This window comes from Mesorhizobium sp. WSM1386 (assembly GCF_055901595.1).
The window spans coordinates 6,011,983-6,036,827 of sequence record NZ_CM148373.1; the positions used below are offsets into that span (position 1 = coordinate 6,011,983).

General features: G+C 59.1%; 18 protein-coding genes and 1 pseudogene. 11 read left to right on the forward strand and 8 right to left on the reverse strand.

The window, feature by feature from the left end; translation table 11 throughout:
• Positions 1–128: 128 nt before the first annotated feature.
• The 4 genes and pseudogenes from AC0NIH_RS29460 to AC0NIH_RS29475 form a co-directional block, all read left to right on the forward strand.
• Positions 129–784, forward strand: a pseudogene (locus AC0NIH_RS29460) (phosphohexomutase domain-containing protein); the annotation flags it as partial.
• Positions 747–956: a hypothetical protein gene (locus AC0NIH_RS29465; protein ID WP_473469132.1), complete on the forward strand. Its 210-nt coding sequence runs from the start codon at positions 747–749 to the stop codon at positions 954–956. The pseudogene AC0NIH_RS29460 and the gene AC0NIH_RS29465, both read left to right, overlap by 38 nt.
• 13 nt (positions 957–969) lie before the next feature.
• Positions 970–3,270, forward strand: coding sequence for an AGE family epimerase/isomerase (locus AC0NIH_RS29470; RefSeq protein ID WP_473469129.1), 2,301 nt, complete (start codon positions 970–972; stop codon positions 3,268–3,270).
• A 1,682-nt stretch (positions 3,271–4,952) separates the two neighbouring features.
• Positions 4,953–5,078 carry a hypothetical protein gene (locus AC0NIH_RS29475; RefSeq protein ID WP_023767916.1) on the forward strand — a complete coding sequence of 42 codons (126 nt, stop codon included), beginning with the start codon at positions 4,953–4,955 and terminating at the stop codon, positions 5,076–5,078.
• A 1,509-nt stretch (positions 5,079–6,587) separates the two neighbouring features.
• On the opposite strand, the gene AC0NIH_RS29480 is transcribed toward AC0NIH_RS29475, so the two are convergent.
• Positions 6,588–6,809, reverse strand: a complete 222-nt coding sequence (locus AC0NIH_RS29480) for a hypothetical protein (protein WP_473469088.1) — start codon at positions 6,807–6,809, stop codon at positions 6,588–6,590.
• Positions 6,810–7,519: 710 nt separating this feature from the next.
• The gene (locus AC0NIH_RS29485) at positions 7,520–8,842 is read right to left on the reverse strand and encodes a phosphohexomutase domain-containing protein (protein WP_474025090.1); all 1,323 of its coding nucleotides are present in this window, start codon (positions 8,840–8,842) and stop codon (positions 7,520–7,522) included.
• Between the two features lie 349 nt (positions 8,843–9,191).
• Between AC0NIH_RS29485 and AC0NIH_RS29490 the strand changes: the two genes are divergently transcribed.
• Positions 9,192–9,446: a DUF6894 family protein gene (locus tag AC0NIH_RS29490; protein WP_473469756.1), complete on the forward strand. Its 255-nt coding sequence runs from the start codon at positions 9,192–9,194 to the stop codon at positions 9,444–9,446.
• Between the two features lie 87 nt (positions 9,447–9,533).
• Here the strand turns inward: AC0NIH_RS29490 and AC0NIH_RS29495 are convergent, their stop codons facing one another.
• Complete coding sequence (locus tag AC0NIH_RS29495) at positions 9,534–9,770, reverse strand: hypothetical protein (RefSeq protein WP_473469759.1); 237 nt, start codon at positions 9,768–9,770, stop codon at positions 9,534–9,536.
• Here AC0NIH_RS29495 and AC0NIH_RS29500 point away from each other — a divergent pair.
• Positions 9,687–9,863, forward strand: a complete 177-nt coding sequence (locus AC0NIH_RS29500) for a hypothetical protein (protein ID WP_473469761.1) — start codon at positions 9,687–9,689, stop codon at positions 9,861–9,863. The two genes, AC0NIH_RS29495 and AC0NIH_RS29500, sit on opposite strands and share 84 nt — an antisense overlap.
• A 983-nt stretch (positions 9,864–10,846) precedes the next feature.
• Here AC0NIH_RS29500 and AC0NIH_RS29505 read toward each other — a convergent pair.
• From AC0NIH_RS29505 to AC0NIH_RS29525, 5 genes are all read right to left on the reverse strand, one after another.
• Positions 10,847–11,620, reverse strand: a complete 774-nt coding sequence (locus AC0NIH_RS29505) for a response regulator transcription factor (protein WP_023769453.1) — start codon at positions 11,618–11,620, stop codon at positions 10,847–10,849.
• 368 nt (positions 11,621–11,988) lie between these two features.
• On the reverse strand, positions 11,989–12,708 hold the full coding sequence (locus AC0NIH_RS29510; protein WP_023776718.1) for a Crp/Fnr family transcriptional regulator: 720 nt from the start codon (positions 12,706–12,708) through the stop codon (positions 11,989–11,991).
• Between the two features lie 158 nt (positions 12,709–12,866).
• A complete protein-coding gene (locus AC0NIH_RS29515) occupies positions 12,867–13,154 on the reverse strand; it encodes a hypothetical protein (protein ID WP_023776717.1) in 288 nt (95 codons plus the stop codon).
• 954 nt (positions 13,155–14,108) lie between these two features.
• Positions 14,109–14,375: a hypothetical protein gene (locus AC0NIH_RS29520; protein ID WP_474025091.1), complete on the reverse strand. Its 267-nt coding sequence runs from the start codon at positions 14,373–14,375 to the stop codon at positions 14,109–14,111.
• Positions 14,376–15,457: 1,082 nt separating this feature from the next.
• Positions 15,458–15,826, reverse strand: coding sequence for a hypothetical protein (locus AC0NIH_RS29525; RefSeq protein WP_023776715.1), 369 nt, complete (start codon positions 15,824–15,826; stop codon positions 15,458–15,460).
• Between the two features lie 888 nt (positions 15,827–16,714).
• Between AC0NIH_RS29525 and AC0NIH_RS29530 the strand changes: the two genes are divergently transcribed.
• From AC0NIH_RS29530 to AC0NIH_RS29550, 5 genes are read left to right on the forward strand one after another with little or no spacing between them, the layout of a single operon-like run.
• The gene (locus AC0NIH_RS29530; RefSeq protein WP_474025092.1) at positions 16,715–17,761 is read left to right on the forward strand and encodes a glycosyltransferase family 2 protein; all 1,047 of its coding nucleotides are present in this window, start codon (positions 16,715–16,717) and stop codon (positions 17,759–17,761) included.
• A 2-nt stretch (positions 17,762–17,763) separates the two neighbouring features.
• A complete protein-coding gene (locus AC0NIH_RS29535) occupies positions 17,764–18,936 on the forward strand; it encodes a glycosyltransferase family 2 protein (protein WP_474025274.1) in 1,173 nt (390 codons plus the stop codon).
• Positions 18,937–18,942: 6 nt separating this feature from the next.
• On the forward strand, positions 18,943–21,957 hold the full coding sequence (locus tag AC0NIH_RS29540) for a glycosyltransferase (protein ID WP_473468476.1): 3,015 nt from the start codon (positions 18,943–18,945) through the stop codon (positions 21,955–21,957).
• A complete protein-coding gene (locus AC0NIH_RS29545; RefSeq protein ID WP_224690526.1) occupies positions 21,954–22,943 on the forward strand; it encodes a glycosyltransferase family 2 protein in 990 nt (329 codons plus the stop codon). The genes AC0NIH_RS29540 and AC0NIH_RS29545 overlap by 4 nt, the downstream gene beginning before the upstream one ends.
• Complete coding sequence (locus AC0NIH_RS29550; protein ID WP_473468474.1) at positions 22,940–24,760, forward strand: ABC transporter ATP-binding protein; 1,821 nt, start codon at positions 22,940–22,942, stop codon at positions 24,758–24,760. Before AC0NIH_RS29545 ends, AC0NIH_RS29550 begins: the two co-directional genes overlap by 4 nt.
• Positions 24,761–24,845 lie beyond the last annotated feature (85 nt).

Here is a 24,845-nt window from a genome sequence, read left to right on the forward strand (position 1 = left end):
GCAGGGCGTGTTCCTATTGGATGAGTGATCCGAAGCAGGACGTTAGGGCTACCCCCAATTCGCCAAGGGGCCCACCTGCGGGGCGTGCTACGACTGTTCCGCGCAATTGCAGAGCGGAAACCGCGACCGTGAACATAGTCGGCCAAGCCACTCCAAACACATTTCATCTTCGAAATCAGTGCTCTCATCGAAGCCACTGGCTTGCGGGAATACGACGCGCGCTGGTGGTTCGGGCATCCAGGCTCGGACAAAGAACCCGAACTCAACCTGATGGGCGTGCAGGCGATCGGCGTCGGCTCGGCACCTTGATCCGCCGAATGGGTGTCGGCCCGGACATCGTCACCGGACACGACTTCCGCAGTTATTCCATGGCCATTGCGACGGCACTGGTCTCCGGCCTGATAACGGCCAGCGCGCGCGTCAAGGACATCGGTTTGGCCCTTCCTCCCACAGCCTACTTCGCCCGGATCGCACTCAACTTTCCGTCGGCGGCCATGGTGACGGCCTCCCACAACGAGAACGGCTGGACCGCAGTGAAGATGGGGGCGCAAAGGCCCCTGACATTCGGTCGGAGGAGATGACAGCTTTGAAGGCGCTTGTGCTGGACGGCGATCTCGATCTCATCGGCGGGCGGAACTATGAATTCGGGCCCGGATTTCGCGAGAGATATATCGAAAACCTGACTGCCGGAAAGACCGTCGGCCGAAAGCTGAGGGTGGTGGCTGCCTGCGGCAACGGCACCGCAGGTGCTGCCCAATCTCGTCACAGTGAACGGAGTGCGTGTGGTTGCCCAGGACGGCACGTGGGGCCTGGCCGGGGCCTCGTCGGACAACCCGGAAATTGTCGTCGTGGTGAAAAACCCCATCTCGTCGGACCGAGGTCGCGAGATGTTCGAGGCTCTCGATGCTGTGCCGCGCCGCAATCCAGAAGTCGGGGTCTACAATCGGACATTCTGAGAGGAACTGGACCATGCCTGGCCGGATCGTAAGTTTTATCATGAGCGGGGGCGTCGGCTCTCGGCTATGGCCGCTCTCACGCGAAGACAATCCCAAGCAATTCCACGACCTTTCGGGCGACGGCTCCATGCTCGCCAAGACCGTCCGACGCCTCAAGGCGCGGCCACATGCTGAAACGCCGATCTACCTGATCGCTGCCGAACGACACGCCGATCGCGTTATCTCTGACATCGGTCCGCTCGGCCTCCAGGGCGGCAAACCGATTTTCGAGCCCGTAGCTCGCAATACCGCCGCCGCGGTGGCCATCGCCACCTTGCAGACGATCTGCGAGCATGGCGACGACGCGCTTGTGCTGATGGTCCCGTCCGATCATCAGATATCAACCGAAGCGCAATTCTGGGAAACCGTCGAGGCGGGCACGCCTGCCGCCGAGGCAGGAAGCATTGTAGTGTTCGGCATCAAGCCGACACATCCCGAAACCGGGTACGGTTACATCGAGGTTTCGGTGAACCGTGGCGGGGTTGCCGCCGTTTCGCGTTTTGTCGAAAAACCCGATGCTGAGACAGCCGGCCAATATGTGTCTTCGGGAAGATTCTACTGGAATGCCGGCATCTTTCTGTTTCAGGCCAACACGATGCGGCAAGCATTCCTCGACCTGCGACCCGACATCTGGGAAAGCGTGGAACGGGCCCACAAGACCGCCCGGACTGACGTCTCAGGCATCTACCTGCCCCAAGGCTTCTACTCGGCTGTCCCTTCGACATCGATCGACTACGCAATCATGGAGCGCGCCCGCGGCATCGCGATGGTTACGGCCTCCTTCCGCTGGAACGATCTCGGATCGTGGCAATCGCTGCTCGAAGCCAGCCCGACGGACCGCGACGGCAACGTCGTCATGGGCGACGTCGTCGCCATGGATTGCGGCAGTTCCTACCTCAGAAGCCTGGGCAGGCTGCTGACCGTCATCGGGATGAAGGATGTGGCGGTGGTGGCGACGCCGGACGCGGTATTCGTCGCTCCAGTCAGCCACAGCCAGAACGTGAAGAAAGTCGTCGAACAGTTGGAGAAGAGCGGACGCCTCGAGACCAAGTTCACGGCGTCGGAAGACCAGGTCATTGTCTCCGGCTCATGGCGCAAGCGCGTCGAGCACTGGCTCTTCGAGGAGACGCTGCCGCTGTGGTCCACCGCAGGTGTCGACGATGTGCACGGTGGCTTCCACGAGGCTCTTGGTTTCGATGCAAGGCCACTGGGCAAACCCAAGCGCATGCGCACGATGGCTCGCCAGATCTACGCTTTCGCGGTGGCCAAGGAACGCGGCTGGGACGGACCTGCCGACAAGCTGATCGACCATGGTATCGACTTCATCGCGAAATACGGCCGGACCGACCGCGGGGGTTGGGTGCGCACGCTGAATGCGGACGGCAGCGTGGCTGACCGGGTCGAGGACGTGTACGACCATTCCTGCGTGCTCCTGGCGCTTGCCCATGCTCATCGATGCGGCCATCAGGAAGCCCTGCGGCTTGCCCAGGAGACATTCCAATTCATCGACGCCCATCTTGAAGACGACAGCCTGAACGGTTTCTTCGAGACCCCGGGCTGGAAGGGGGTGCGGTTCTCGAACCCGCACATGCATATGCTAGAATCCTTCCTTGCCTGGCACGACGTCACCGGCGACCGTGCATATCTGCGTCGAGCGGCACGCGTCATCGATCTCTTCCGGTGCCATTTCTTCGACCAGGAAAGCTGGACGCTTGGGGAACATTTCGACGTCGATTGGCTGCCATTGCCGGGTGACAAGGGACAGTGGACCGAACCGGGGCACCATTTCGAATGGGCCTCCCTCCTCGTCGATTTCGCCCGCGCGAGCGGGCAGAAAGACTTGGCGGCCTACGCAAGGAAACTCTACTCGTCGGCGGTCGCCAGCGGATTGAATCGGGCCACGGGTCTGGCCTATGCAGCGGTATCGCGGCAGGGATTGCCCCTCGACCGGCTCTCCCGCAGTTGGCCGCAATGCGAGGCCATCAAGGCGGCCGTCGCCCTGGACGGCATTGGCGGACCGGATCTGAAACCCGAGATCGAAGCTCGTGTCGCCCGCCTCTTCCGATGGCATATTGATCCGGCACCGCTTGGCTTGTGGGTCGACCGGATTGACGAGCGCGGAAGGTCACTGGCGACGGAGGTCCCTGCGAGCATCTTCTACCACCTGGTGACGGCGTTGATGCAGTATCTGGACAAGACTGGAGGACAGGTCAAACCTTTCCCGCTGCCTGCTTTGGATAGGGGCGAGACGGTTCCGAAGCAGATTTACGGCTGACCGGAAACTGGGCTGCTTTAGTCGACGGCGGAATCCCACGCCGGTTGAGAAGCCATTTGGCAGAGGTCGATGGCTTCAAACCTGTCCAAAACCGAATCTAGCATCCCACTTTGTGCATAGGCAACCGCAATCCGGGCTGAGGCGCCGAGCGATCTCACCAATCCCAGCAATCGTAGACTGGTCAGCGTCGTAGCCGACCTGTCGGATGCGCAACTGGCGCGAATGAAGAAACGCTGTGCGGACGTGCTGGGCAGTCAAGGGACCTACGATCGCGACTTGCGCCAACTTTGCCTGCTGATCGCCCGACGCTAAATAGAACAGCCGGGACGGAAGTGCGAAGCAGCCGCAAGCCGGTGTGACACTCTCCTGCCTTCGTCCAGTCAGAAAGCTCGTTTCCGCGAGGTGACGGGCTTTTTGGCGGCCATGAGTAGAACTCGACGCTGGTCTTTCTCCTGCTTGGGCAGAGACCCTGCGCCACTACATCCGCCGTTTTCTGAAGCCAGACACCGATATCTCCGAGGAGCAGCGGTCAAAGCTGACGAGCTGGACCGAGAGCGCAACGTAAAGCCCCCGTGGAATCCAGATACCGGCAACCACCCTAACCCGGGGTTCACCCAAGGCCGACCTTAACTGACCTGGCGATGTGCCTTACCGCCAACGATCTAGTCTAGCCCCCTGGATCGACGTTTCTTCAAAGCTTTGGAACCCTTAGCTTCGGCAGCAAGACGTTGTTCACGAAGTCGCGCAGTTTTTGTATCTCGTGCCTCCTTCTCGGCGGCGTTAGCAAGTTTTGCCTCGCGGTCGGCGCGCTCCAATCGGTCTTTGTCGACGCTTCGCTGGGACAGTTTGGCCTCCTACCAGAAGACCCTTCAATTTTAATTTTGCCGAAATGTTCCCATAAATTCATCAGACCGTGGCCCGCCACGTGGAAGCAGTGACGGGCCGACCACGGCTGTGCGTCATGGCCATCACCGCCTCCACGGGCTAGCCGACGCCTCCGCCAGCTTCAGGTTGCGCGATAGCGTCGAGGTGTGGTGTCGAAGGCGCCCATGGGAAGGATTGTTTGATGTTTCAGACAGACAAGCGCGCTGCGCTGACGATCTCAGATTTCTCGATCCTAGCGCTGCAGTGAAGGCCGCTATCGAACTGTATGGCCCGGAGCCAGACCGCGGTGGCCTACTGTGCTTTGGAAGCTCATTATGACGGTCGGTCGGCTGATTTCCGTTTCTGGTCCGAAGTTTTCCGAGACCTAATTGGCGCCGTTCATTGAGAAGACGGCGGTGATGGACAACCGAAGTGACAGCTTTATCCGCCTTTGCTTGCTCCCTATTGCTGTTCTCATACTTCATTCGGATAGCTTTGAGGTATATTAGCATTGGCGCATAAATCATCGAGCCGACGGCGCCGTGCTCACAAACAGCCCGACGGTTAGGCCCGGTTCCTGTTCACATCCCAAAACCCACAGGCGCCGGGCCGCCTCGGATCGTTCAAGGGGCTGCGACTACAGCGAGACTGGCTTTAGGAGCCAAGACTGCGTTGACGAGCCTGGATTCGGCGGCCATCAGCGGACGCCATGTTCTTCCAAGGCATACTGCGCCGCGGACCAATGCCCAGCCGCTTGAGAAAGCACACTTTCTTGCCTCGGCAGTGCCGGAACCTTTGCGATCGAGCCCGCGACCAAGATGGTCGATGCGCTTGCGCGCGACTACGCCAACACGACCGCGATGATTTTCGGCGCCGCGCCCAGCTTTGATGATGTCATAGCGTCGGTGGGGCAGATCGAGAAGACCCTGAACGGTGGCAAATAGGGTCACCCTCGACGGCGCCGTCTTTCCAACCCACGCGCCGCCCTTCGTGCGACCCTGAGGTCATCAAGAGTTGGCTGCCACCAAAGCGCGTCACCAATCTCCGTCTTGGTTCGCGAAGGCCAGGTCCTGATGAGCTCATCGAGGGCGGCGGGACGCCACCGACCCCAGACATAGTCAGGGTCGTCTGGAAAGTCAGCGTACTGGGATCCAAGAACGTTGCGATGGACGGGCTCGCCACCGCATCCGATGGCTCCAGCGGGCCCGGGGAAAGCTCTTCTGGAAACGTTCGACGGTGGTCCGATCATAGGGCGCCCGGTGGAGCATCGTCATTCGAACTTGATCCGTCCGTTCTCTTCATGATCGTGGAGCCTTCACCGCATCTCTGACAGGAGAACGTTTTACGAAGGCGCAAGTGCTCTTCGCGCCGATGTCGGCTAGAACACCCAGATTGCAGGAGGCGAACGGACTTGGCTAATGCGGCCTGCACGATAGTGTGATCGGCGATGCAGCAATGAAGCAAGCTCTGAGCCTTCCTTCCGGGAGGCCGAGCGGCCGATCATGCTGGATCTGCGCCAGCTTTCTGAATCCGACAGTGATCGCAATTCCACAGTCCAATCTCGTGCGACTTTGCCCCTCTGGCTAGCTGCTGGATCGGCTTGCCGATAAGGGGGCTGCCCAGCGGTAGGGGAATGGCCGGTGCAGTTGGGCGCTAGGGGCGATCCACACCGGCCACGGCGGGAATGGTTGGGATGTTCCCCGCGCTGCTTAAATTAAAGGCATATTAGCGATCGCGCAATTATCCTTATGGGTGTGCGAGCCGCGGGAGAATGGATGGCGAGCTCGAGCCGAAACCGACATAAACGGCCTCGATCCTGTCTGTCCGAAAGCGATCGACCCTACTATCGCCAGCAGAATATCCTTGCATGTCTCGAATATTGTCTCGCCAGTTGCGAATGCCGGATTGGTGGATGCCGGAGGTAGCCAGGCACTCCGACGACCCACACAAGTACAGACCAAACCGGCCCGACGCTCCCCGGCGAACGAGCGACCCTCCACCTGACCAGCGTCCTGGTCGATGTTGCAAAAGAAAAACCCGCCGACACCGAAGTCGACGGGCTATCTTCCCTCGAATGTGCGCCCCTTCCCGGATGGTCCGCCCGACCCAGGAACCCTGCACGGGACCAACTTAGTCAACGCGAGCCGTCAGCGCTGTAGTATTGCGGCAACAGCACGAAGGATTCACATTGTGGAACGTTTCCCAGACGGATAGATCGAAGCGCTGCGTTGCCAACCACCAGCGCTGTTCGAGTGCGCGATCTGCTTCAACCGGAGCTCGACCATCACATCAACTCATGGGCGATTGACGTTCGCTGTTGGGCCGAATAGCGCCGAATGGCATGGCTTGCGACGCAAAAGCACGGCACCTCTCGACAGTTCGTGCAGGCGCCGGGGTCCGCGTCCCGCGAAGGGCGCTGGGCCTATCGGGACGCCCGATACCTCGCCGGGCGCCTACTCTGGCGCCCCGCCGCCCAATTGTGCAATGGCTTCAACGAATACCCGGTAAAGGCTTTCAACATCTTCGTCGATTTCTATCCTCTTGATGCCGACTGCTTTCGCGTCGGCGAAGAGCTTGTGTGTGAGTTCAGCGATAAACACTGCATCGGGAGGCGCTGTCTCGGGCACCTCATTAGCGATCCATTTGTGCAGAAAACTGATGCCGCGTGTGCTCATCCAAAGATCCACCAGGCGCCTAGGCTACAGACCGCGAGCACAAGGACTGCAGCCGAGATCATTATCCCCCTCCGGTTCTGCCACTTCGGTGGAGGGCTAGGCACCAGTTTCTCTGAATGGTTGTCCATCAGGGACAAGCTATGGTGAGAAATTAGGTTCCGCTAATCATGAACGCCTAGAGAGAATGTCAGACGCCGCCATATGCGGTCTGCACGTTGGGGAGCTTGAGGCCAGCCCACACAATAGCTGATTGAGGATCTGTCTCTCTGGAAGGGTGGGATGGACATCCGATCATCTGGCCAGGTCTGCACAGCGCACCACCTGCATTGGTGCGCGAGATTGCGATGGTCGCTCCCAAGCAGCGGAGCTCGTTCCATGCCCGCTGATCCGACGTTATTCGGCGCGTCGAACTATGTGTCATTAACCTATGATGTACAGGGACAGCGGTTTTGTGCACGGAAGATCCCAGTTTGCGCGGCCGATGCCGACCGGTCTCGCGCGCAGTGCCGCCCTGCCAGAGGGAACCGTTCCGTCATGTAACGGAATTCTTGGCGGCCGACCGGATTGTCCAGTTCGGGCAAAAACGGGAGCGTAATGGGGCCGGATGCGGCACGATTGATCTCGAGACCGAAACGATCACCTCTCGGATAGGCTTCTCGTCGTTGACCCAGTCCAGTCTGCCTTCAGACCGAATGGCAAGACCCCGCCTCTTAGAAAGTCTGGTTGTAGGCGCCGACTTCGGGGCTGCGGCGCAGCACGGCGTCGACGGCCTCGAACATCTGGCGGCGACGCTGCGACGAGACCGGGCTTTCGACGACCACGACGAGCTCAGGCTTGTTCGAAGACGCCCGCACCAGCCCCCAGGTGCCGTCCTCGGCGACGACACGCACGCCGTTGACGGCGATCAGGTCCGATATCTTCTGGCCGGCGAAAGCGGCGCCGTCTCGCATCATCGCCTGAAAGTCGGAGACCACCCGCTCGACCACGCCATACTTCACGTCGTCCGCGCAGTGCGGCGACATGGTCGGCGTGCCGAAGGTCAGCGGCAGCGCACGGTAGAGGTCGGCCATCGAGCTGTCCGGGTTGCGGTCCAGCATCTGGCAGATGGCGATGGCCGTGACCAGCCCGGTCGACTTGACGTCGACCACGAAGGTCGAGCCCGGGTGCTGGCCGGAGATGTCGCGCGCGAGCATCACGCCGACCTTGTCGGCAAAAATCTCGTTGCCTTCATTGTCGACGACGCCGCAGCGGTCGCCGTCGCCGTCAAAACCCAGCCCAACATCGGCGCCGGTCTCCAGAACCTTGTCCCTTATGGCATGCAGCATCTGCATGTCTTCGGGGTTGGGGTTGTAGCGTGGAAAGGTGTGGTCGAGTTCGGTATCGAGCGGGATCACCTCGCAGCCGATGCGCTGCAACGCTTCCGGGGCAAAGGCGCCGGCGGTGCCGTTGCCGCAGGCGGCGACCACTTTCAGCTTTCGCGCGATACGCTTGTCCCTGGTCAGGTCGTCGAGATAGGTGGCGCGAAAATCGCGAACGAAATCATAGGAACCACCGCCGACAAGGTCGAAATCTCCGGCCTGCACGATCGCCTTCAGCGCGCTCATCTCCTCGGGTCCGAAGGTCAGTGGCCGCGCCGCTCCCATCTTGACGCCGGTCCAGCCATTTTCGTTGTGCGAGGCGGTGACCATGGCCACCGACTGGGTTTCCAGCGCGAACTGGGCGAAATAGGCCATCGGCGACAGCGCCAGGCCAATATCCCTCACCCGTGCGCCCGCGGCCATCAATCCGGACACCAGCGCCAGCTTGATCGACAATGAATAGGAACGGAAATCATGCCCGGTGACGATGTCAGGGCCGGCGCCGAGACGGCGGATCAGCGTCCCAAGCCCCATGCCGAGCGCCTGGACACCGATCAGGTTGAGCTCCGGCGGCATAGCCGAACCGGGGTGGCCAAACCACCAGCGGGCGTCATATTCACGGAAGCCGGACGGCTTTATCAGGGCCTCGGTTTCGCCGACGATCCTGGGGGTCAAGACTGGAAAACTCCAGATGGCTGAATAGATAGCGATCAAGCGGCGACATTAGCACAAAAGCCTCCCAGCTCTTACTCATACCGCCTGAATTGGCTCCCCGAGAATCGCCCGATCGTAGCGCGAGGTCACATTGGTTTGCGTGTGTTCTGACGCGCTAGGTAACGGATTGTAGCCCTTGTTACATTTTGTGATGGAACTTCTACCAAGTTGTGCACAGCTCCGTTTTGGTTCCCACCTGCGGTTGCTGTCCCGTGTCAAGAAATTGACTTAAGAAATGGCGCCAGCACAGCCTAAGCGCTTTCGCGACCGGTATTTTTGACGTCGCAGTTTCACAAGATTGAGATAATTAATGCCTGTGTTTTTTTTCGACATCCAAGATGGCAAAACACGCTCGCCCGACACAGAAGGTACCGAATACCGTGGCATTGCCGAGGCGCAGGCCGACGCGATCAGGATGCTCGTGGCCATAGCGCAAGACGAATGGCATGATGGTGTGAAGAGCGCGCTGGCTGTCCAGGTATATGACGACAAGCGCAGACCCGTGGTCGCAGCCAAGATCGATTGCGCCGTAACGGTCTATGACGGTCCGTTGCGAGCCAATTAGTTAGATCCGCGGTCCGAACTGTCAGGTGCAAGGCGTTCAATGGCTCCAGGCGGCGCGGCGCCTTGTGGAAGCCTCCGTAGCGTTCGTTCACTCCCACGGTCGACCAGTGCGGCGATGCTCATTGAAAGCAAGTGTGCAACACGCTCGCGTCAGGCGCCGGCAGCAGAACATGATTATGGGAAGGCGTGAGCTTGGTTTCGAGGAGCTAACATTCCCAAGCCGCTCGACAACACGCCTTACATGCTGGCTTTCGGCTACTGGGGCCACGAAGTTCGCATCGGCTGTCGAGACAACGGCAACGTTCTTCAACCCGATTGCCGACAGCAATCTGCCGCGGCTGCGCAGACAGGAATTCTCGCAGTCTATGGCAACGACATCGCCGATCACTACATTTCCGCTCTCATCGGTCATGCCTGAATCCAGCAATGACTGCCCGGAGCCAAGGTCGCTCCAAGTGAAGCTTACAGGTACCAAAGCGATATTGCTGACTTTTTCCATAATGGCGTAGTCAATGGAAGTCGCCGGGTCTGACGCATAGAGATTGAGCGGAAGATAGGTACCAGAGTCGTTTGTCGTCGCCGCATCCAGGGCTTTTTCAGCGCGAGTCCAAATCTCGGGGACGGTGGCGAAGAAAGGCTTCGCGCATGGTGCTCGCGCGGTGCAGAAAGATGCCTGTGTTCCAGAAAAATAAGCCGGGTGGCGATGTAGCTTTTTGCCACCTCGGGCTCGCGTTTCTCGATGAACCGAAGCACATTGCGAATGTCGATTTCACGCTGCGGGCGCCCCGGCCTCGATATAGCCAAATCCAGCTTCAGGGCGACTGGACGCAGGCCAAACACAACAACGCTGCCTTCCTCCGCAGCTGGCACGCCCTTCTCGATTGTTTCTCAGAGTTCCAGGCTGGTGGAGATCGCATGATCAGATCGCGCGATGAGAACAATCCCCTCGCCATGGCAAGCGATCGTGTGCAGCGTCGCAGTAGGGACGGCAGCAGCTGTGTTGCGTCCGATCGGTTCGGAGATGGCACATCCACCAGAAAGGCCAATTCGGGCAAGGTCAGACCGGACGCTGTCTGCGTTCCGCTCCGATGCTATCAGATGGATGGGAATCTCGGCGTTGCTGCTTCGGGTTGTCCTCCCGAGACAGCGGCCATAGCCCGAAACCAACTCCCCCACTCAAAACAAAAAAGGAAATTCGACCAGTCATTATGCTTGCAGCCCGCTCAGGCGCGACACAGATCTCCAACAAGGTTTCCTCTGAGAAGCGCGCCAGCCGGAGCCGACGCAAATCTCGAAGTGCTTGTGAACTGTAGTTACAACCTACGCCAGCGTAGTTCGCGAGAGTCGCCGCTGAGAACTCTCTCCAAAACAAGGCAATCTAGATAAACACGCAAGAGCGCTTCAACTCGCTCGTAACGAATGATTCTCGCCGGGGAACATCTCGTTCAGCATGTAGACAGCCTCAGTCCTGTTGGTTGCCTTCAACTTCTTCATGATATTACGGATATGAACTTTAACTGTACTTTCTCGAAGATTGAGCTCGTGGGCGATTATCTTGTTCGCCTTCCCGCGTCTGAGAACTTGGACAACGTCCTCTTGCCGCTCGGTAAACACGCTCGCCATAGATCTTGGCATTTCGACATCAGCCTTACTGGTCTTGTGCAGCCCTGCAAGGCTACTTGCCGGAACAAATGTGCCGCCAGCGATGACGAAGTTTATGGCTTCGACACAAATTTCGAAGCGGAGGGATGAGGGGATATATGCTTTGGCGCCGTAGCTCAGGGCCTTGAGAATCTGCTCCAACTCGTCAGTGTCAGCCAAGATCGCAACTGGGGCGGGATGAGCCTTCTTGACGAGGTCAGCTATCGCGTCACCTGTCTTTGCATCACTGGCCTTGCGGCTTCCCAGGTTTAGCAGAACTGCCGAAACTGGCGGCTTATTCTCGCACGACTGCCATTCATCGATCGATCCGAATGACAGGATGTCTTTCCCGACACGGTAAGTGGTCAAGCTTTGCGCCAGGCATTGCCGGTCAAGCACACGTTCATCGAGCAGAACCAGACAGGCTTCGGCAGTCGCCTTTCCGTGAAGACGTATTGCCCCTGCCCCGCCTTTTTGACCGACGAGTTCCAGCCCACGGATCGGTTTGGTGCCTGTTTGAATTGCCGTAATCATGCCACTCACCCGTAAACAACACCCAAGTTCGAGACCGGCGCGAGACGGGGATTTCGAGACAAGCGAAATAGTGCAAACGATTTTCTGTTCGCGTCAAAGATAACAGACTGTGCGTTCCCAGGCCCCCGCCATCGCCACGCGTCCAACGTATGCAGGCTATCAGCGAAACTGTACGCTCTCACTAATGTAAGTTAAAGAAGCGTAAAAAAAATGAGTTCATTTGGCGAGAGGAAGATCGCCCCGGTATCCCTGCATAACCTCGGCAAAGGCTCGTGCTATTTGGGTTGCGAAACGCGACGCACTGGGCCACATAGACCGCCGCGGTGGCCGAAATGGACCGTCTCGGGGATGCAGATGGAGGACATGCGTCAGCTGTCGATATACCTGTCATCGAAGCCTGCAAACTTGGCGATGCGCTCTCTATCCAGGATCCGGACATGGCCCTGACGGAACTCCAGAAGCTTGCGTTCACGCAATTCTCGCAACATGCGATTGACGTGGATAGGCGTCAGCCCTAGCGCGTCGGCGAGGTCGTACTGGGTAAGCGGGCAAGAATAGCCATTGCGGGCGACACCACCCACGCGCTCCAAGCGCGTCCTCAGTTCGAGCAGCAGGTGTGCGGTGCGCGTCAACGCACTGCGCCGACCAACATTTGTCAGATGTTGGGCGACAAGCGCCCGCTGATGGACCAGAGTTTCAAGAAATAGGGAAGCTATGCGAGGCGATTTGGCGGTTGCAAGCGCAAACGTCTTGGTTGATGCCTCGAATACCGCAAGATCGGTCTGTGCGACAAACGTCTCCGGAGCAGTTCCTGGGAAAGAGTGTGGCAGGACGACGTCGCCCTTCAATGCAAAATCCAGGATCTGACGCTGACCGCCGGCCAGATTGTGCGATATGCATCCCCAGCCAGACTCGATTATAAAGACACGAGCAGCGTGCTGCCCTTGATCAACGATTGCCGTTTCAGCCGGATACCGCCTCAGCGCGAAGCCGAGCGCTTTGACGTAATCCTTGTCATCATCGTCAAGTCGGGTCGATGAGGGACGGTTTTCGTTCCCGGTCAAAAATGGATGCGATGCAGATACCATTGAACCCCACCAACCCCTCCTTTTGACAACCCGGGTTAGTGTATATCAGGCTCGAGCAGATGAGTAGCCTATATTAGCTACGCCTGTTGGAATAGGAAGCGACGTCGGGTTTACGTTGGCCGGAGGCAATCTGGCGAACAGCGCCCGTCGGGCGCGGATCAGGCTTTGCTTTTCTTGAAACTTTCTCGGATGGCCTCGACCATCTCACTCGCCACCATGCAACTTCGGTTGTCCACTTGCGTTGCAGCATTCCGCAGCGTCGTTGCGGCGTCCTTCAGCACCCCCCTGATTTCTCTGGCCGTGAGTATCTCGGATGCTTCCAGTTCAAGCAACAGCGCTTCGCTCAGATGCAAGGCGGCAAGTGCTATCGCCTTGGGCCTGTTGCCCTGCACAACGGGCAGGTCGCCGCCCGGCCTGGTGCGTGACTTCCTTTTTCCCATCTTCAATCTCTCTCCGGGCGTACAGCGCACGCCGCTGTCAGAATTTGAACCATATTAGTCCTATTCAAGAGCCCGACACAGCATACGGCGCCTACCAAGTTAGCTGTAGCTCATTGACAGGCCGGAACTCCAACTGACCTCTCGACACCAGGCAGACGTCGCGCGCGGTTGGCCTTTGGGGAACTGATCCTGCGAAGGATCCCGCAGCATTGATCGTTGCCAACAAAAGCTGCCGCGGATTTGAACCGTCTGGGGTTGCGACCCTTCACGTGGCCAGCAGTTTGGCCGCACCTGAAACGGGACGTGCGGACCTTCCCGTAATGGCGTTCTGCCGGACTGCCGCGTGGCTAACCTTTGTTGCCATGGTCGTCGTGACGATTGTTCCGATCGGGATGCCGCCTGTGTCAGGCTTTGGACCGGAACCCGCGCGAATAGCCGCTTTTGTGGCCTTTGGCTTGCTGTTCGGGTTCGCATATCATCGCAATTGGGCTCCTGACCCTCTGCCTTGTCGTTGCTGCCGGATTCGGCATAGAGGCCTTGCGAGCTGTTAAGCCCAACACGACACCCAGCCGTCGATGACGCTGTCATTGAGGCTGCTACGGGTGGTGCCGGGGTCATGGCGGTTGTCTAATTGCGAGGAACGGTCAGTCACGACAGAGCCCGCAACAACTCTCTTGCTCACGTATTCACAACTGAGGTTTTGCCTATACGGGTGAGGACGCACAATCCGTGGACCTGGGGTGCAAAACCGTTCGGTGGTGAATCGCTTGGGAATTTGAATAGATCAAACCTTGGGACGACGGGGCTAGTCCCTTTGCATGCCTGCATCATCCAAGTTGTGGAATGGACTGACCGTAGTGCCGGACTGTACGCTCACCAGGGGCACTGCGCCTTGGGGGCTATGGCAATGGGGGCTATGGCAATACCGTTGCCGGTCAGAGAGTTGTTGGAACTTGACGTCTACCGGCGAACGATCAAGGCATCGACCACGCGTATGAACTCATCCTGCGAGAGGCTGGCTCCGACATAGCATTCTGCATCGGCTTGGCAGTAAGGCTGCGCCACTGAAGAGGCGCCGACCAAGCGGATGCCAGATGATATCAAGCGCATACCCGAGCCGAGATCCTCCCCTTGCCGCCAGTTCAGGTTGCATGCCGGTTTATCATTTGTTGGAGAATTCAAGCGCATCGTTACTGCGGACATGCCATGTGATTCGTTCATGTCCATAGGCCTCGGCGTCTCACCCATCGCCGAGGCCTATTCGTGCCGAAAACTGTTGGCTCGACAAACCTCGGTCGGTTTGTGTAGCCACGAACTTACGGAGTTCGTTCGTCTTCAGCCGGCCGTGTCGACCCCCAATCATCAGTTGTCACCGCACAATTCTGAGGTCGATATTTGTGTTGAGCCTATCTCGTCCCTGCCCGAAATAGCAGTGCGAAACGATACGCCTTTGGCGGGACGGGTTGGCAGAGCGCACGAGAAAGTGCTTCCGCGGTGCGCTGATCAAGTTCAAGCATGACATTGTCGTAAGTGTCCGAGAGGCCGCAACTGGGGCAAGCTAACAGGTCGGACCCTTGAGACCCAGTGACACCAGTAAGGGGCACTTTGCATCGATTGCAGCCAACCTTAGGATCACTTTCGATCATGTAGGAAGTATCCCGCTTGTCTTTCAGAACAAGCAATTGCGGTGCCAAACGCGGTTGCTCCGTTTCGGGACATCCTTACAGCGGCCTCGCCGTGTCCTACACGATCATTGAGACCACGCCTTCGATATGCCTGCATGGTCGATCAACTGGAAGGTGGCAGCCTCCACTGCATGATCTGGCTGAACTGGATACGGCTATCCGGCGCGATGATACCCACGGTCGCGACGCTCACGTGGCTTTGATACACAAACGGCTTAGCCATTGCGGGTGTGCCTCGAGGAGCGTGCGGGCACATCGGTAACCGGCTGGTCTATTCCAATCATCCTCAATGAGCTGGATAGCTGCCATTCAGCGCGCCAGGTGGCGCGATGCTCTTCTATCTCTGCTGAGCAAGCTTACGAGCGCACCAGTGTCATCATCCCCAGTCTCAGCCAACGTCTTCGGAGACACCAAGTGGGCCACGTCGCAGCTCGACCGTGCGACCCATTGCGTCGGTGACGCCGAGCTACAGGCCCAAAACGCAAGCCAGTTGCAGCCTCTCGTGGCTGATATCGTCGGGCGAGGGTTGCGGCCGGCGGGAACGAGGACGATGGCCTCCTTACCATTGTGGAACTCGCGCCGGATCTTACGAGAAACGTCGGGAGGATCTGTAGCAGCCCACAATCAGCGACGGCGGTCGCGTTTTCCTACGGGCAGGTCGTGACTTTGCCCCGGCCCGGCTGGGATTTCACGCCAGAACTTCGGTTGCTCGTTCGGGCTTGACTGCGCCCAGCGCGGCTTGCCGGGGCCATCCGACCACCAGTCGATATGAATATCCGAAAAGATGCGCGCATGGGGGCAAAGCACGAGAATCCTGGTTCCGTCCTTGGGCGCAGATGAAATATCTTCCCATCTTTCATCCCGCACCCGTGCAGCCGCGATGACCTTCTTCGCGAAGAGCTCGTAGGACTCGATCGAAGACGGCAATTCACATGCGACCAGGAACTCTTGCGTAAGTGCCCGCGCCAACGTTGCATCGGCGTCATCTGTCATCTGTCTCCCCCTTGAGTATCTCCCCCTTGAGGTGAAAACCGGTCGTGCGCGATGGCCAGCGTCATTGAGTAACTCAGTTCGCACAAAAGCTTCGGCAACAGCCATATTCATCACCTCAACATCCCGGAGCCGGTTTTGGCCCAATCCCGTTGGCTTGCAGTGTACGTTCCGCGTGCTCCTTGCCAAAGTCAGCACGAAATGGCATCGCTAATTTAGCAACAGCTCATATATATCATATGAGCCCGCTTGAGTCACCCATCTCACCATTCTGCAATAAGGTCGCCGGTAAGTCTTCAATTTCGGGTCAGCATGAACAAGATCGGCAAATATCATCCAGCGTTCCCTGATCCAGCAAGGCTCTGTCTTGAAATTCCAGAAGGAAGCAGTTTTGAACGGAAGTTAAATAATCCGCCTGTGCACACTAGGCCTGGCTAGGGCGTGAGATCTTGCGTTATTGATTTGCATGGACCTACCCCACGCGGTAACGTTCTTCTTTGCATGAATTGCGATGATTGGACGAACATCCGGAAGAACTCGCCATGCATGGCTGGACTAGGCGCTGACGAAGCCGCGAGTGGCTTGCCGTCTCCAATGAACCAGAAGCGATAGTTCCCCGGCGTCCGGCAGTGCCGCTCGACTCCCCGGCCCTGCCCTCACAGGGTCCGACCGAACAGCGTCACGATCAGGAGTCGCCGATCCGAGCCTGTGGGTTGACTGGATTAATCAGGAAAAGCTAATGAAACAGCGATTGAGCGCGATGGACCTCGCGCCTGCTTCTTGGATTTCGACATGATTTTGTCGCGATCGCAATTCCTGGTGAGGCGGCTGGGAACGCCCGAGTAATTTTCGCCGCGAATTCGCCGATCATTGAAGAGCAGCACTGACAGCATGGCAGCACAGCCGTTTTTACCGTTCCAGGGGGAGAAAACGAAGTCGCCGATGATCCAGGACAAAGCCACGGTTGGCGTCATAGTCCCTATGTTCAATGCCGAGCGAACCATTCGCTCCACCCTGACCAGCATCTGCCAGCAGACCTACCAGGCGTTGGACATTATCGTGGTGGACGATGGTTCGACGGACGAGTCCCCATCAATTGTAGCCTCCTATGCCGAGAAAGATCGACGTATACGCCTCATAGGGCAGTCGAATGGCGGCGTTGCGCACGCTCGCAACCGCGGCGCGGCTTCCACGGACGCGGAGTTTCTGGCGTTTGTCGACGCAGATGATCTTTGGGCTCCCGCGAAAATCGCACTGCAATTGCGCGCCTTGCGGGAAGGTGGCTCCTCGGCGGGCTTGGCATATTGCTGGTTTGCGCATATCGACCAGGATGGCCGGGTATTCTCGCTGCGCCATCAGCCTGACGCCGAAGGTCACGTTCTCCAGCGCATGTGCAGACAAAACCTGGTCGGCAACGGAAGTTCGATGCTCTTACGTCGCTCCGCATTCGAGCGGGTGGGACAATTCGATCCGTCCTTGCGAGCCAGGAACGCACAAGGCTGCGAGGATCTTCTAATGTGCCTAAGGATAGCGGAAAATTACGAATTTCGCCTCGTGCCTCAGTACCTTGTCGGTTACCGGATGACGAACGTCAATATGTCGAGCGATGTCATGCAAATGCTTCGTTCCTGCGAAATCGTCCTTGCCGAATTTCGTGAAAAATATCCGTCATTCGCGAGCGATTTCGACGCCCATTTCTTCGACATGATTCATTGGCTTGCTACACGAGCTTTGATTGAGGGACGATTTTTCGCAGCCGGCGAGCTGCTGAGGAGGTTCTTTATGATGGAACCGGGCGTTGCGATCTCTCGCATGCCCAATATGCTCGAAGAGTATTGCAGGGCCCGACTGGTTCCTCAATGGCTCAAGATATGCGTGAGACGAATGCGGAACGACAAGAACGAATTTCGGCCCCTCTATGGCGAAATGAGCTGGTGAAGATGTCCGTCACGCCGAATCGGCGCGCAAATTTGTTGAAACCAGAACTGCACAAGCTGTTTGGCCCGGATGGCTGCTCAGGTATCCGGCACGTGGATTTAGACACTGAAGCTGCTCCCAAGGATTGCGATTCTGGCATGATCGTGCTGTGGCGCGGCGGGTTTCCAGTCGGGCATCTGCTTAGAGGGAGCGACGGTGAATGCCGCGCCGCCCCAATCGCGGCCTCGCCTGACCGAAGACCAGCTCCACCGTTTCCGGACCTACCGAACGCCAGCGTGATCATATGCACACGCGACAGGCCGGATGAGTTGCGGCGTTGCCTCTCCTCGCTTCCACAGCAAAGCGTCCCGCCGGCAGAAGTCATCGTGGTCGACAACGCATCGACAGGCAGCCAAACGCGCGAGGTAGCACTCGCTGCCGGCGCAATATACGTCCGCGAGGATCGACCTGGCTTGGATATTGCCCGCAATCGGGGCGCTAAGCGCGCATCCTCGGAAATCATCGCCTACACCGACGACGACGTCTTGCTTCATCCGCAATGGCTTGAGCAGTTGATCACGGCATTCGACAGACCTTCGATCGGCGCAGTGACGGGCCTTGTACTGCCCGCCGAAATTGCCACCGAAGCCCAGCGTTATTTCGAGACGTTCTGGAGCTTCGGGCAAGGCTACAGGCCTCAATTTTTCCGCGCGGCCGACTTTGCTGCCAGCAAGCACGACGTGTTCCCGGCCTGGAAAATCGGCGCCGGTGCCAGCATGGCCTTTCGACGCGAGGTGTTTGACCGCGCGGGATTGTTTGACGAACGCCTCGACGTCGGCCAGGCTGGATGTTCAGGCGACTCCGAATATTGGTATCGGTTGCTCGCCAACGGATATGACTGCCTTTACCAGCCAACCTCCGTCGCGTTCCATTTCCACAGGCGGACGATGGACGGTCTGGCTAAGCAAATCTACTTCTACATGCGCGGTCACGCGGCCGCATTGCTCGTCCAGCATGAACGAACTGGCGTCAAGGCGAATTTAAAACAGGCTTTCAGATGGAAGCCGCTTTGGTACCTCGGCAGAGTTCGCAGAAGGCTGCTTGGACGCAGGATTCCCGAAGATCGGTTCCTTTGGCATGAAATCGCCGGCTATGCTTCAGGAATCCTGTTCTACCTCCGAACCAAGCGCGGGTAGGGAGACGTGGCGGACAATCCCTTGGTTTCAATCGTGGTGCCCGCGCGCAACGCGCAACTGACGCTCGCACAAGCACTCGACTGTCTCCTCGGTCAGGACATTGCCGATTGGGAGGCGATTGTCGTCAATGACGGCTCGAGTGATGGCACCGCCGAAATTATCGCCGGTCACGTTGGGCGCGATGCCCGATTTCGGACGCTGAACTCTTCGGCACACAGCGCCGCCGGCGCGCGCAATAAGGGGATTTCGTCAGCGCGCGGACGCTGGCTAATGTTCCTGGATGCCGACGATTGGGTGGACGCCAGCTTTCTCGCGAAAATGCTGACCGCACTGGAAGCCGCGCCCGATTCTGTGGCTGCGTATTGCGGTTCTCGGCGAGTGATGCCCGATGGCGAACTCACCCCACCGAGCATCGCCCCGGAAGTTGCGATCCAACCGTTCGAGACATTCGCGCGACGTTGTGCCATCCGTACTCACGCGCTGCTGATTGACCGGGCGACAGTCGTCGAGTTAGGCGGCTTCGATGTGTCGCTGCGCACGTGTGAGGACTGGGATTTGTGGCAGCGCGTCGCACGTCTCGGAAACCGTTGGGTGATGGTTGACGAGCCGCTGGCCTTCTATCGAGCCCGCCCCAACTCGCTCACGCGCAATTCGACGCAGATGCTGGCGGACGCCGAAATCGTGATCGCCCGAGGCTTTTCTGCCGACCCCCGGGTGAAACGCCCGGCGTCCGCGCACGCCAACGGAGCAAATTCGGCGGACGGGCGCGCCGCTTCCGAAGCACTCGCATGGTTTGCGTTGTGGAACGCCGCATCGGATTGCGGCAACGGCGGCGGCCCAATCCACCCGCACATCCTACGCGCTCTCCCGGCCAGATACGAATGGGCGCCTGAGATCGCCAAGGTGGTCTTCGACGGCTTGATGGTAGGAAGTCTGTCGACGCCGCAGCAATTGGCTGCCAGATGGGACAGGTTCGGCGGCCCCCTCACCGATTTGGTCGATCAACTCAGCTATATCTGGAGCGATCCGGTTGCGGGTCGTCGCGTGCAATATCATCTCGAGCAAATGCTTCTCGACTTCGACGACCTTGCCGCTCCTCGCAGGCTGGCGCGGACACTTGGGATTCGCGTCGATGCTCGAAATCCGACCTCGACCAAACTGCCGGAAGGGATCGATCAAATCTATGCCTACCTAATGGTGGATGGCCAGATCGCGGCCCTGGTTCAGTTCGGTGCACTCGGGACAGTGACAAAGCGACACTGGATTGAATTGATCCTAGATGTCATGCCTCCTCAAGAGCTCACACGCGACCTCTCCGGGTTTAAGCGCATGGCTTTCCGTTTGTGGAAGGGTGCCGCGCGGGTTGCGAGCCGATCGCCTGTGCCGACCCTGCAACGGGGCGCCGGGGCCGACAAAACAAACGTGCTCACGGCACAGACGTTGCTGCGAATGGCCGGACGGTCTGATCGGGACAGTCACTACGGCAGACTTGCGCAGTTGACAACGGCAGCGCAACGGCTGGCGCGGCCAAACACCGAAGCGACAGAACCTTCCGCACCGCCGCGTCCTGCACAGGTTGAGGGAAGGCGCGACGGTGATCGCGCGTCATTCTGGGATCGGTTTTTCATGACTGCGGATCCTTGGAACTACGGTTCGCCCTATGAGCAAGAAAAATATGAGCGGCAGCTCGAAATTCTGCCGGCCGGTCCGATAGGACGGGCGCTTGAGCTGGCGTGCGCGGAGGGCCATTTCACGCGGCAACTGGCGCCCCGAGTGGGCCATTTGACTGCAACGGACATCTCCGCCGTTGCCATCGCGCGAGCGCGCGCACGATGCAGGGACCAGCTGAATGTCGAATTCAGGGTACTGGATTTGAGCGCGGATGCCCTGCCAGGTGAGATGGATCTGATCGTCTGCTCGGAAGTGCTCTATTACCTGGATGATCTAGACGCGTTGCGGCGCTTCGCCACAAAACTCGTCGACGCGTTGGCGCCCGGCGGCAGTTTCATCAGCGCGCACGCATTCGTGCTTGGTGATAATATTGAACGGACAGGCTTCGATTGGGATAACAAATTCGGTGCGCAAGTAATCTCGCAGACGCTGGCAGCGACCGAAGGCCTCGTCCTTGAGCGATCGATCCAGACGGAACTCTATCGCATCGACCGGTTCCGCCGTTTGTCCCCGGAAGAGCTGGCGGCGGAACCGACGGTCGATCATGTCTCGATCCTGGCGCCCGTCGAAATCGAGGTCGCGCGAAACGTCGTCTGGGGTGGGGCGCGGGCGCGGCGCAGCTACGTGGCGCGCAACGAGCGGCGGCAGCGCATCCCCGTTCTGATGTATCACAGCGTCTGCGATGATGGTCCGGCCGCTCTTGCCCGCTATCGCTTCACGCCCGCCGCGTTCGACAGACAGATGGCATGGCTGCGCGCTAATGGCTTTCACGCGATCGTGTCGGAACAGCTGGGATGGTTTATCGCCAACCGTCACCCTTTCGTGGGCCGCCCGGTGCTCATAACGTTCGATGACGGCTTTCAGAACTTTGCAGACCATGCCTGGCCAACCCTGCGCGCGAACGACTTTACCGCGGAAGTGTTCCTTGTGACGGACCTAGTGGGTGAAAACGCGCTGTGGGATGCAGACAGCGGTCCGCCGACACCGCTCATGGACGCCTGGACGGTGGGGCGCCTTGCAGCCGAAGGTGCATTCTTCGGAAGCCATCTGGCGACGCATCGCGCAATCGACGGTCTTTCGAGCTCCGAGCTGGCCGCCGAGCTGCTGCGCTCGCGCATGTTCATCGAGCGCTGGACTGGGCGGTCAACGACGGCGTTCGCGGCGCCCTTCTCTGTCACCGACCGACGGCTTGGCCGGCTGGCGAAGGAATGCGGCTATCGAATCGGGTTCGGCGCCAGATCTGGGCCGGCGGATCTCGATTGCGATCTGATCGACCTTCCCCGCATCGAGATGCGCGGGGATCGTTCGCTCGATGACTTTGTTGCCATGCTAGAGGCCGTGCTCGAATGAACGGCGAACTCGTCAGTGTCATTATCCCCGCTCACAACGCGCAAGATACAATCGAGGAGACGCTCCGCAGCGTTCGCTCGCAGACTCACCGCGCGCTCGAGATTATTGTCGTCGACGATGGTTCGCGCGACCAGACTGTCACCATAGCCCGACGTCACACGGAGACCGATCCGCGTGTCCGGCTGATCGAGCAGGAAAATGCCGGCGTGGCCGCTGCACGCAACACGGGTTGGCAAGCGGCGCGATCCGATCTGATTGCGTTCGTCGATGCCGACGATCTCTGGGCGCCGACCAAGATAGAACGGCAACTGGCCGCGTTCGATCGGGCGGACGAGAAAGTGGGGCTCGTCTACTGCTGGTATCTGGTCATCGATGCGCAGGGAGCGGTAACGGATGCTCGGCATCGGCCAAACTGGCGGGGCGATGTGCTTGAGCGCCTTTTTCTCGGCAATTTCGTTGGCAACGGCAGCGCCGCCTTGGTACATCGGCAGGCGCTGATCGACGCCAACGGTTTCGAAGGCGGACTGCGTGAGGCCGGCGCGCAAGGTTGTGAAGATATCCTCTTCTACTGTCGCGTCGCCGAAAGATACCACTTCGAAGTCGTCGAAGAGCCGCTGGTGGGATATCGCTATCTGCCGGGAAATATGTCGAGCAACATGACTCGCATGCTGCGGTCCTGGATACTGGTGGTGGACGAGATGCTCGGCCGCCATCCGGAAGCGGCATCTAAGCTGCGTGAGGGCCTGCATTTCTATTCGGCGTGGCTCCTGGAGCGGACCTTGCGCCAGAGGCACCCGCGCTATGTGCTCCCGATCCTGTCACTGCTAATACGCCGTCATCCCGCGATCGCCATGCGGATAATCGCCGTGGATTTGCCCTGGATCGGGGCGCATTTGGCCAAGCGCGCCGCGACAAAGCTGGTGCGCGGTCGTCCGCCTGTCCGCCCGCAGGCGATCGTACGCTTCCCGACCGGGGAACTGAAATGAGCGATGCGAACGGCGCCATTCGCCGCGGTGCGGTCCGCGCTTCGTTGCGCGATCTTTCGCACCTGCTTCGCATCGTCGGCAAGCCGCGGTGGGCGACGCCCGCGCTGCTTGCGCTTGGCTTTCTGTCGTCCCTGGCCGAGACGCTCGGCATCACCCTGATCCTGCTGTTCCTCTATTTGGTGTCCGACCGGATCACAGAAACTGGAAATGGCCTTCAGGGCCGGGCGCTGGGTCTGGCAATCTCCTGGCTCGGTAGTCCTACCCGGCTCGCCTTCGCGATCCTCCTGCTCATTCTCGCGCGTGGAGCACTGGCGCTGCTATATTCGTTGATAAGCTCCAGCATCGGCGAACGAATCAGCGAACGGGTGCGCAACCTCGTCCACGAACAATATCTCAGGGTCGCCTTCGGACACATCCAACGGCACGAACAGTCGCAGCTCATGGAGGTGCTCGGGACCGAGTCGTGGCTCGTGGCCCAAGCCTATGGTGCGGTGACCCGACTCATCATCAACAGCTGCTCTATCTTCGTGTTCGCCGTCTTTCTCTTCACGATCTCCTGGAAGATCCTGGTGATCGCTGCCATTGGCTCAATCGCGATTTCGGCGATCTTGCGCATCTTTTCGCGACCTGCGCGGGATCTGGGCCATCAGGTGAAGAAGATCCATCAATCGCTCGGCGAACACATGCTTATGACGCTCCAGGCGTTGCGCACCATCCGGGCCTATGGACAGGAGGCGCTTCATCAGCGCCGCTTCGTGCAATCGTCGGCGGCCGCGCGCAAGGCATCGCTGTCCATGATTCGCCTTTCGTCTTGGATCGGCCCAACAACCGAGATCGGCTATCTGGGAATGTTGGGGGCTATCGTCCTGGTCTCCGGGTGGTGGCACATCAGCTTCGAGGTGACGCTGGCCGCCGTCGCGCTGCTTTATCGGCTGCAGCCGCATACGCAGGAGTTCGAGAGCAATCTGCTATTTCTGGCGCAGTTGCAGCCGCAACTGCGCTCAGTCCTGGAGATGGTTCAGTCCGAGGACAAGGAATATCCATCGCAGGGGACCATCGCGCTCGAAAATTTGAACGCGAGTATCGTCTTCGAGCACGTAAGCTTTGGATATGATCAAAATACGCCGGTCCTGACTGACCTGTCGTTCGAAATTCCAGCCGGAGAAACCACTGCGCTGATCGGCGCAAGTGGCGCTGGCAAGACGACGATCGTGAACCTCCTCCTACGGCTGTACGAACCGACCTCTGGCGACATCAAGATTGACGGCACCCGGCTCCAAGACATCAGGCGGGACGACTGGTTGTCCAAGATCGCAGTAACGGGTCAGGACGTCGACCTCGTCGAGGGCACGGTGACAGACAATATCCGGATGGCCAAAGCCGATGCGGCCGAAGAAGAGATCATTGTCGCTGCCCGCAGTGCCGGCGTCGCGTCATTCGTCGAGGACCTTCCTGAGCAATACGATACCTGGATCGGGCAAGAGGGGCTGCGATTTTCCGGCGGACAGCGACAGCGCATTGGCCTGGCACGCGCTGTATTGCGCAATCCGGACTTCCTGATCCTGGATGAGGCCACGAACGCGCTCGATACCGCGCTCGAGGACCAGGTGCGGCGCGCGATTGACAGGCAGCTTGGCAAAAGGACAACTTTGCTCATCACGCACCGCGTAGAAACGGCGCGTGATGCGGCCAATGTCATTTGGATAGAGAACGGCAGGGTCAACAGCCAAGGACCTGCCTCCCTCATTGTTCCTCAATACCAACGTCGTCAGCACGAAATCGTGCGTGACTCTGATGCTGAGGATAAAGGACGCTGACGCTGCTCTACTTCGTCAGTCGGCCCTAACGCTGAAAACGTGATTAATCTAGCCTCACCACCGACTCGGTCCGGCGCGGGCAGCG

Bases quoted from the DNA above. Each gene is read 5' to 3' on its own strand.
- AC0NIH_RS29470 (WP_473469129.1), top strand. From the start codon at position 970: ATGCCTGGCCGGATCGTAAGTTTTATCATGAGCGGGGGCGTCGGCTCT.
- AC0NIH_RS29475 (WP_023767916.1), top strand. From the start codon at position 4,953: ATGGTCGATGCGCTTGCGCGCGACTACGCCAACACGACCGCGATGATT.
- AC0NIH_RS29480 (WP_473469088.1), bottom strand. From the start codon at position 6,809: ATGAGCACACGCGGCATCAGTTTTCTGCACAAATGGATCGCTAATGAG.
- AC0NIH_RS29490 (WP_473469756.1), top strand. From the start codon at position 9,192: ATGCCTGTGTTTTTTTTCGACATCCAAGATGGCAAAACACGCTCGCCC.
- AC0NIH_RS29500 (WP_473469761.1), top strand. From the start codon at position 9,687: ATGCTGGCTTTCGGCTACTGGGGCCACGAAGTTCGCATCGGCTGTCGA.
- AC0NIH_RS29505 (WP_023769453.1), bottom strand. From the start codon at position 11,620: ATGATTACGGCAATTCAAACAGGCACCAAACCGATCCGTGGGCTGGAA.
- AC0NIH_RS29510 (WP_023776718.1), bottom strand. From the start codon at position 12,708: ATGGTATCTGCATCGCATCCATTTTTGACCGGGAACGAAAACCGTCCC.
- AC0NIH_RS29520 (WP_474025091.1), bottom strand. From the start codon at position 14,375: ATGGACATGAACGAATCACATGGCATGTCCGCAGTAACGATGCGCTTG.
- AC0NIH_RS29525 (WP_023776715.1), bottom strand. From the start codon at position 15,826: ATGACAGATGACGCCGATGCAACGTTGGCGCGGGCACTTACGCAAGAG.
- AC0NIH_RS29530 (WP_474025092.1), top strand. From the start codon at position 16,715: ATGGCAGCACAGCCGTTTTTACCGTTCCAGGGGGAGAAAACGAAGTCG.
- AC0NIH_RS29535 (WP_474025274.1), top strand. From the start codon at position 17,764: ATGTCCGTCACGCCGAATCGGCGCGCAAATTTGTTGAAACCAGAACTG.
- AC0NIH_RS29545 (WP_224690526.1), top strand. From the start codon at position 21,954: ATGAACGGCGAACTCGTCAGTGTCATTATCCCCGCTCACAACGCGCAA.
- AC0NIH_RS29550 (WP_473468474.1), top strand. From the start codon at position 22,940: ATGAGCGATGCGAACGGCGCCATTCGCCGCGGTGCGGTCCGCGCTTCG.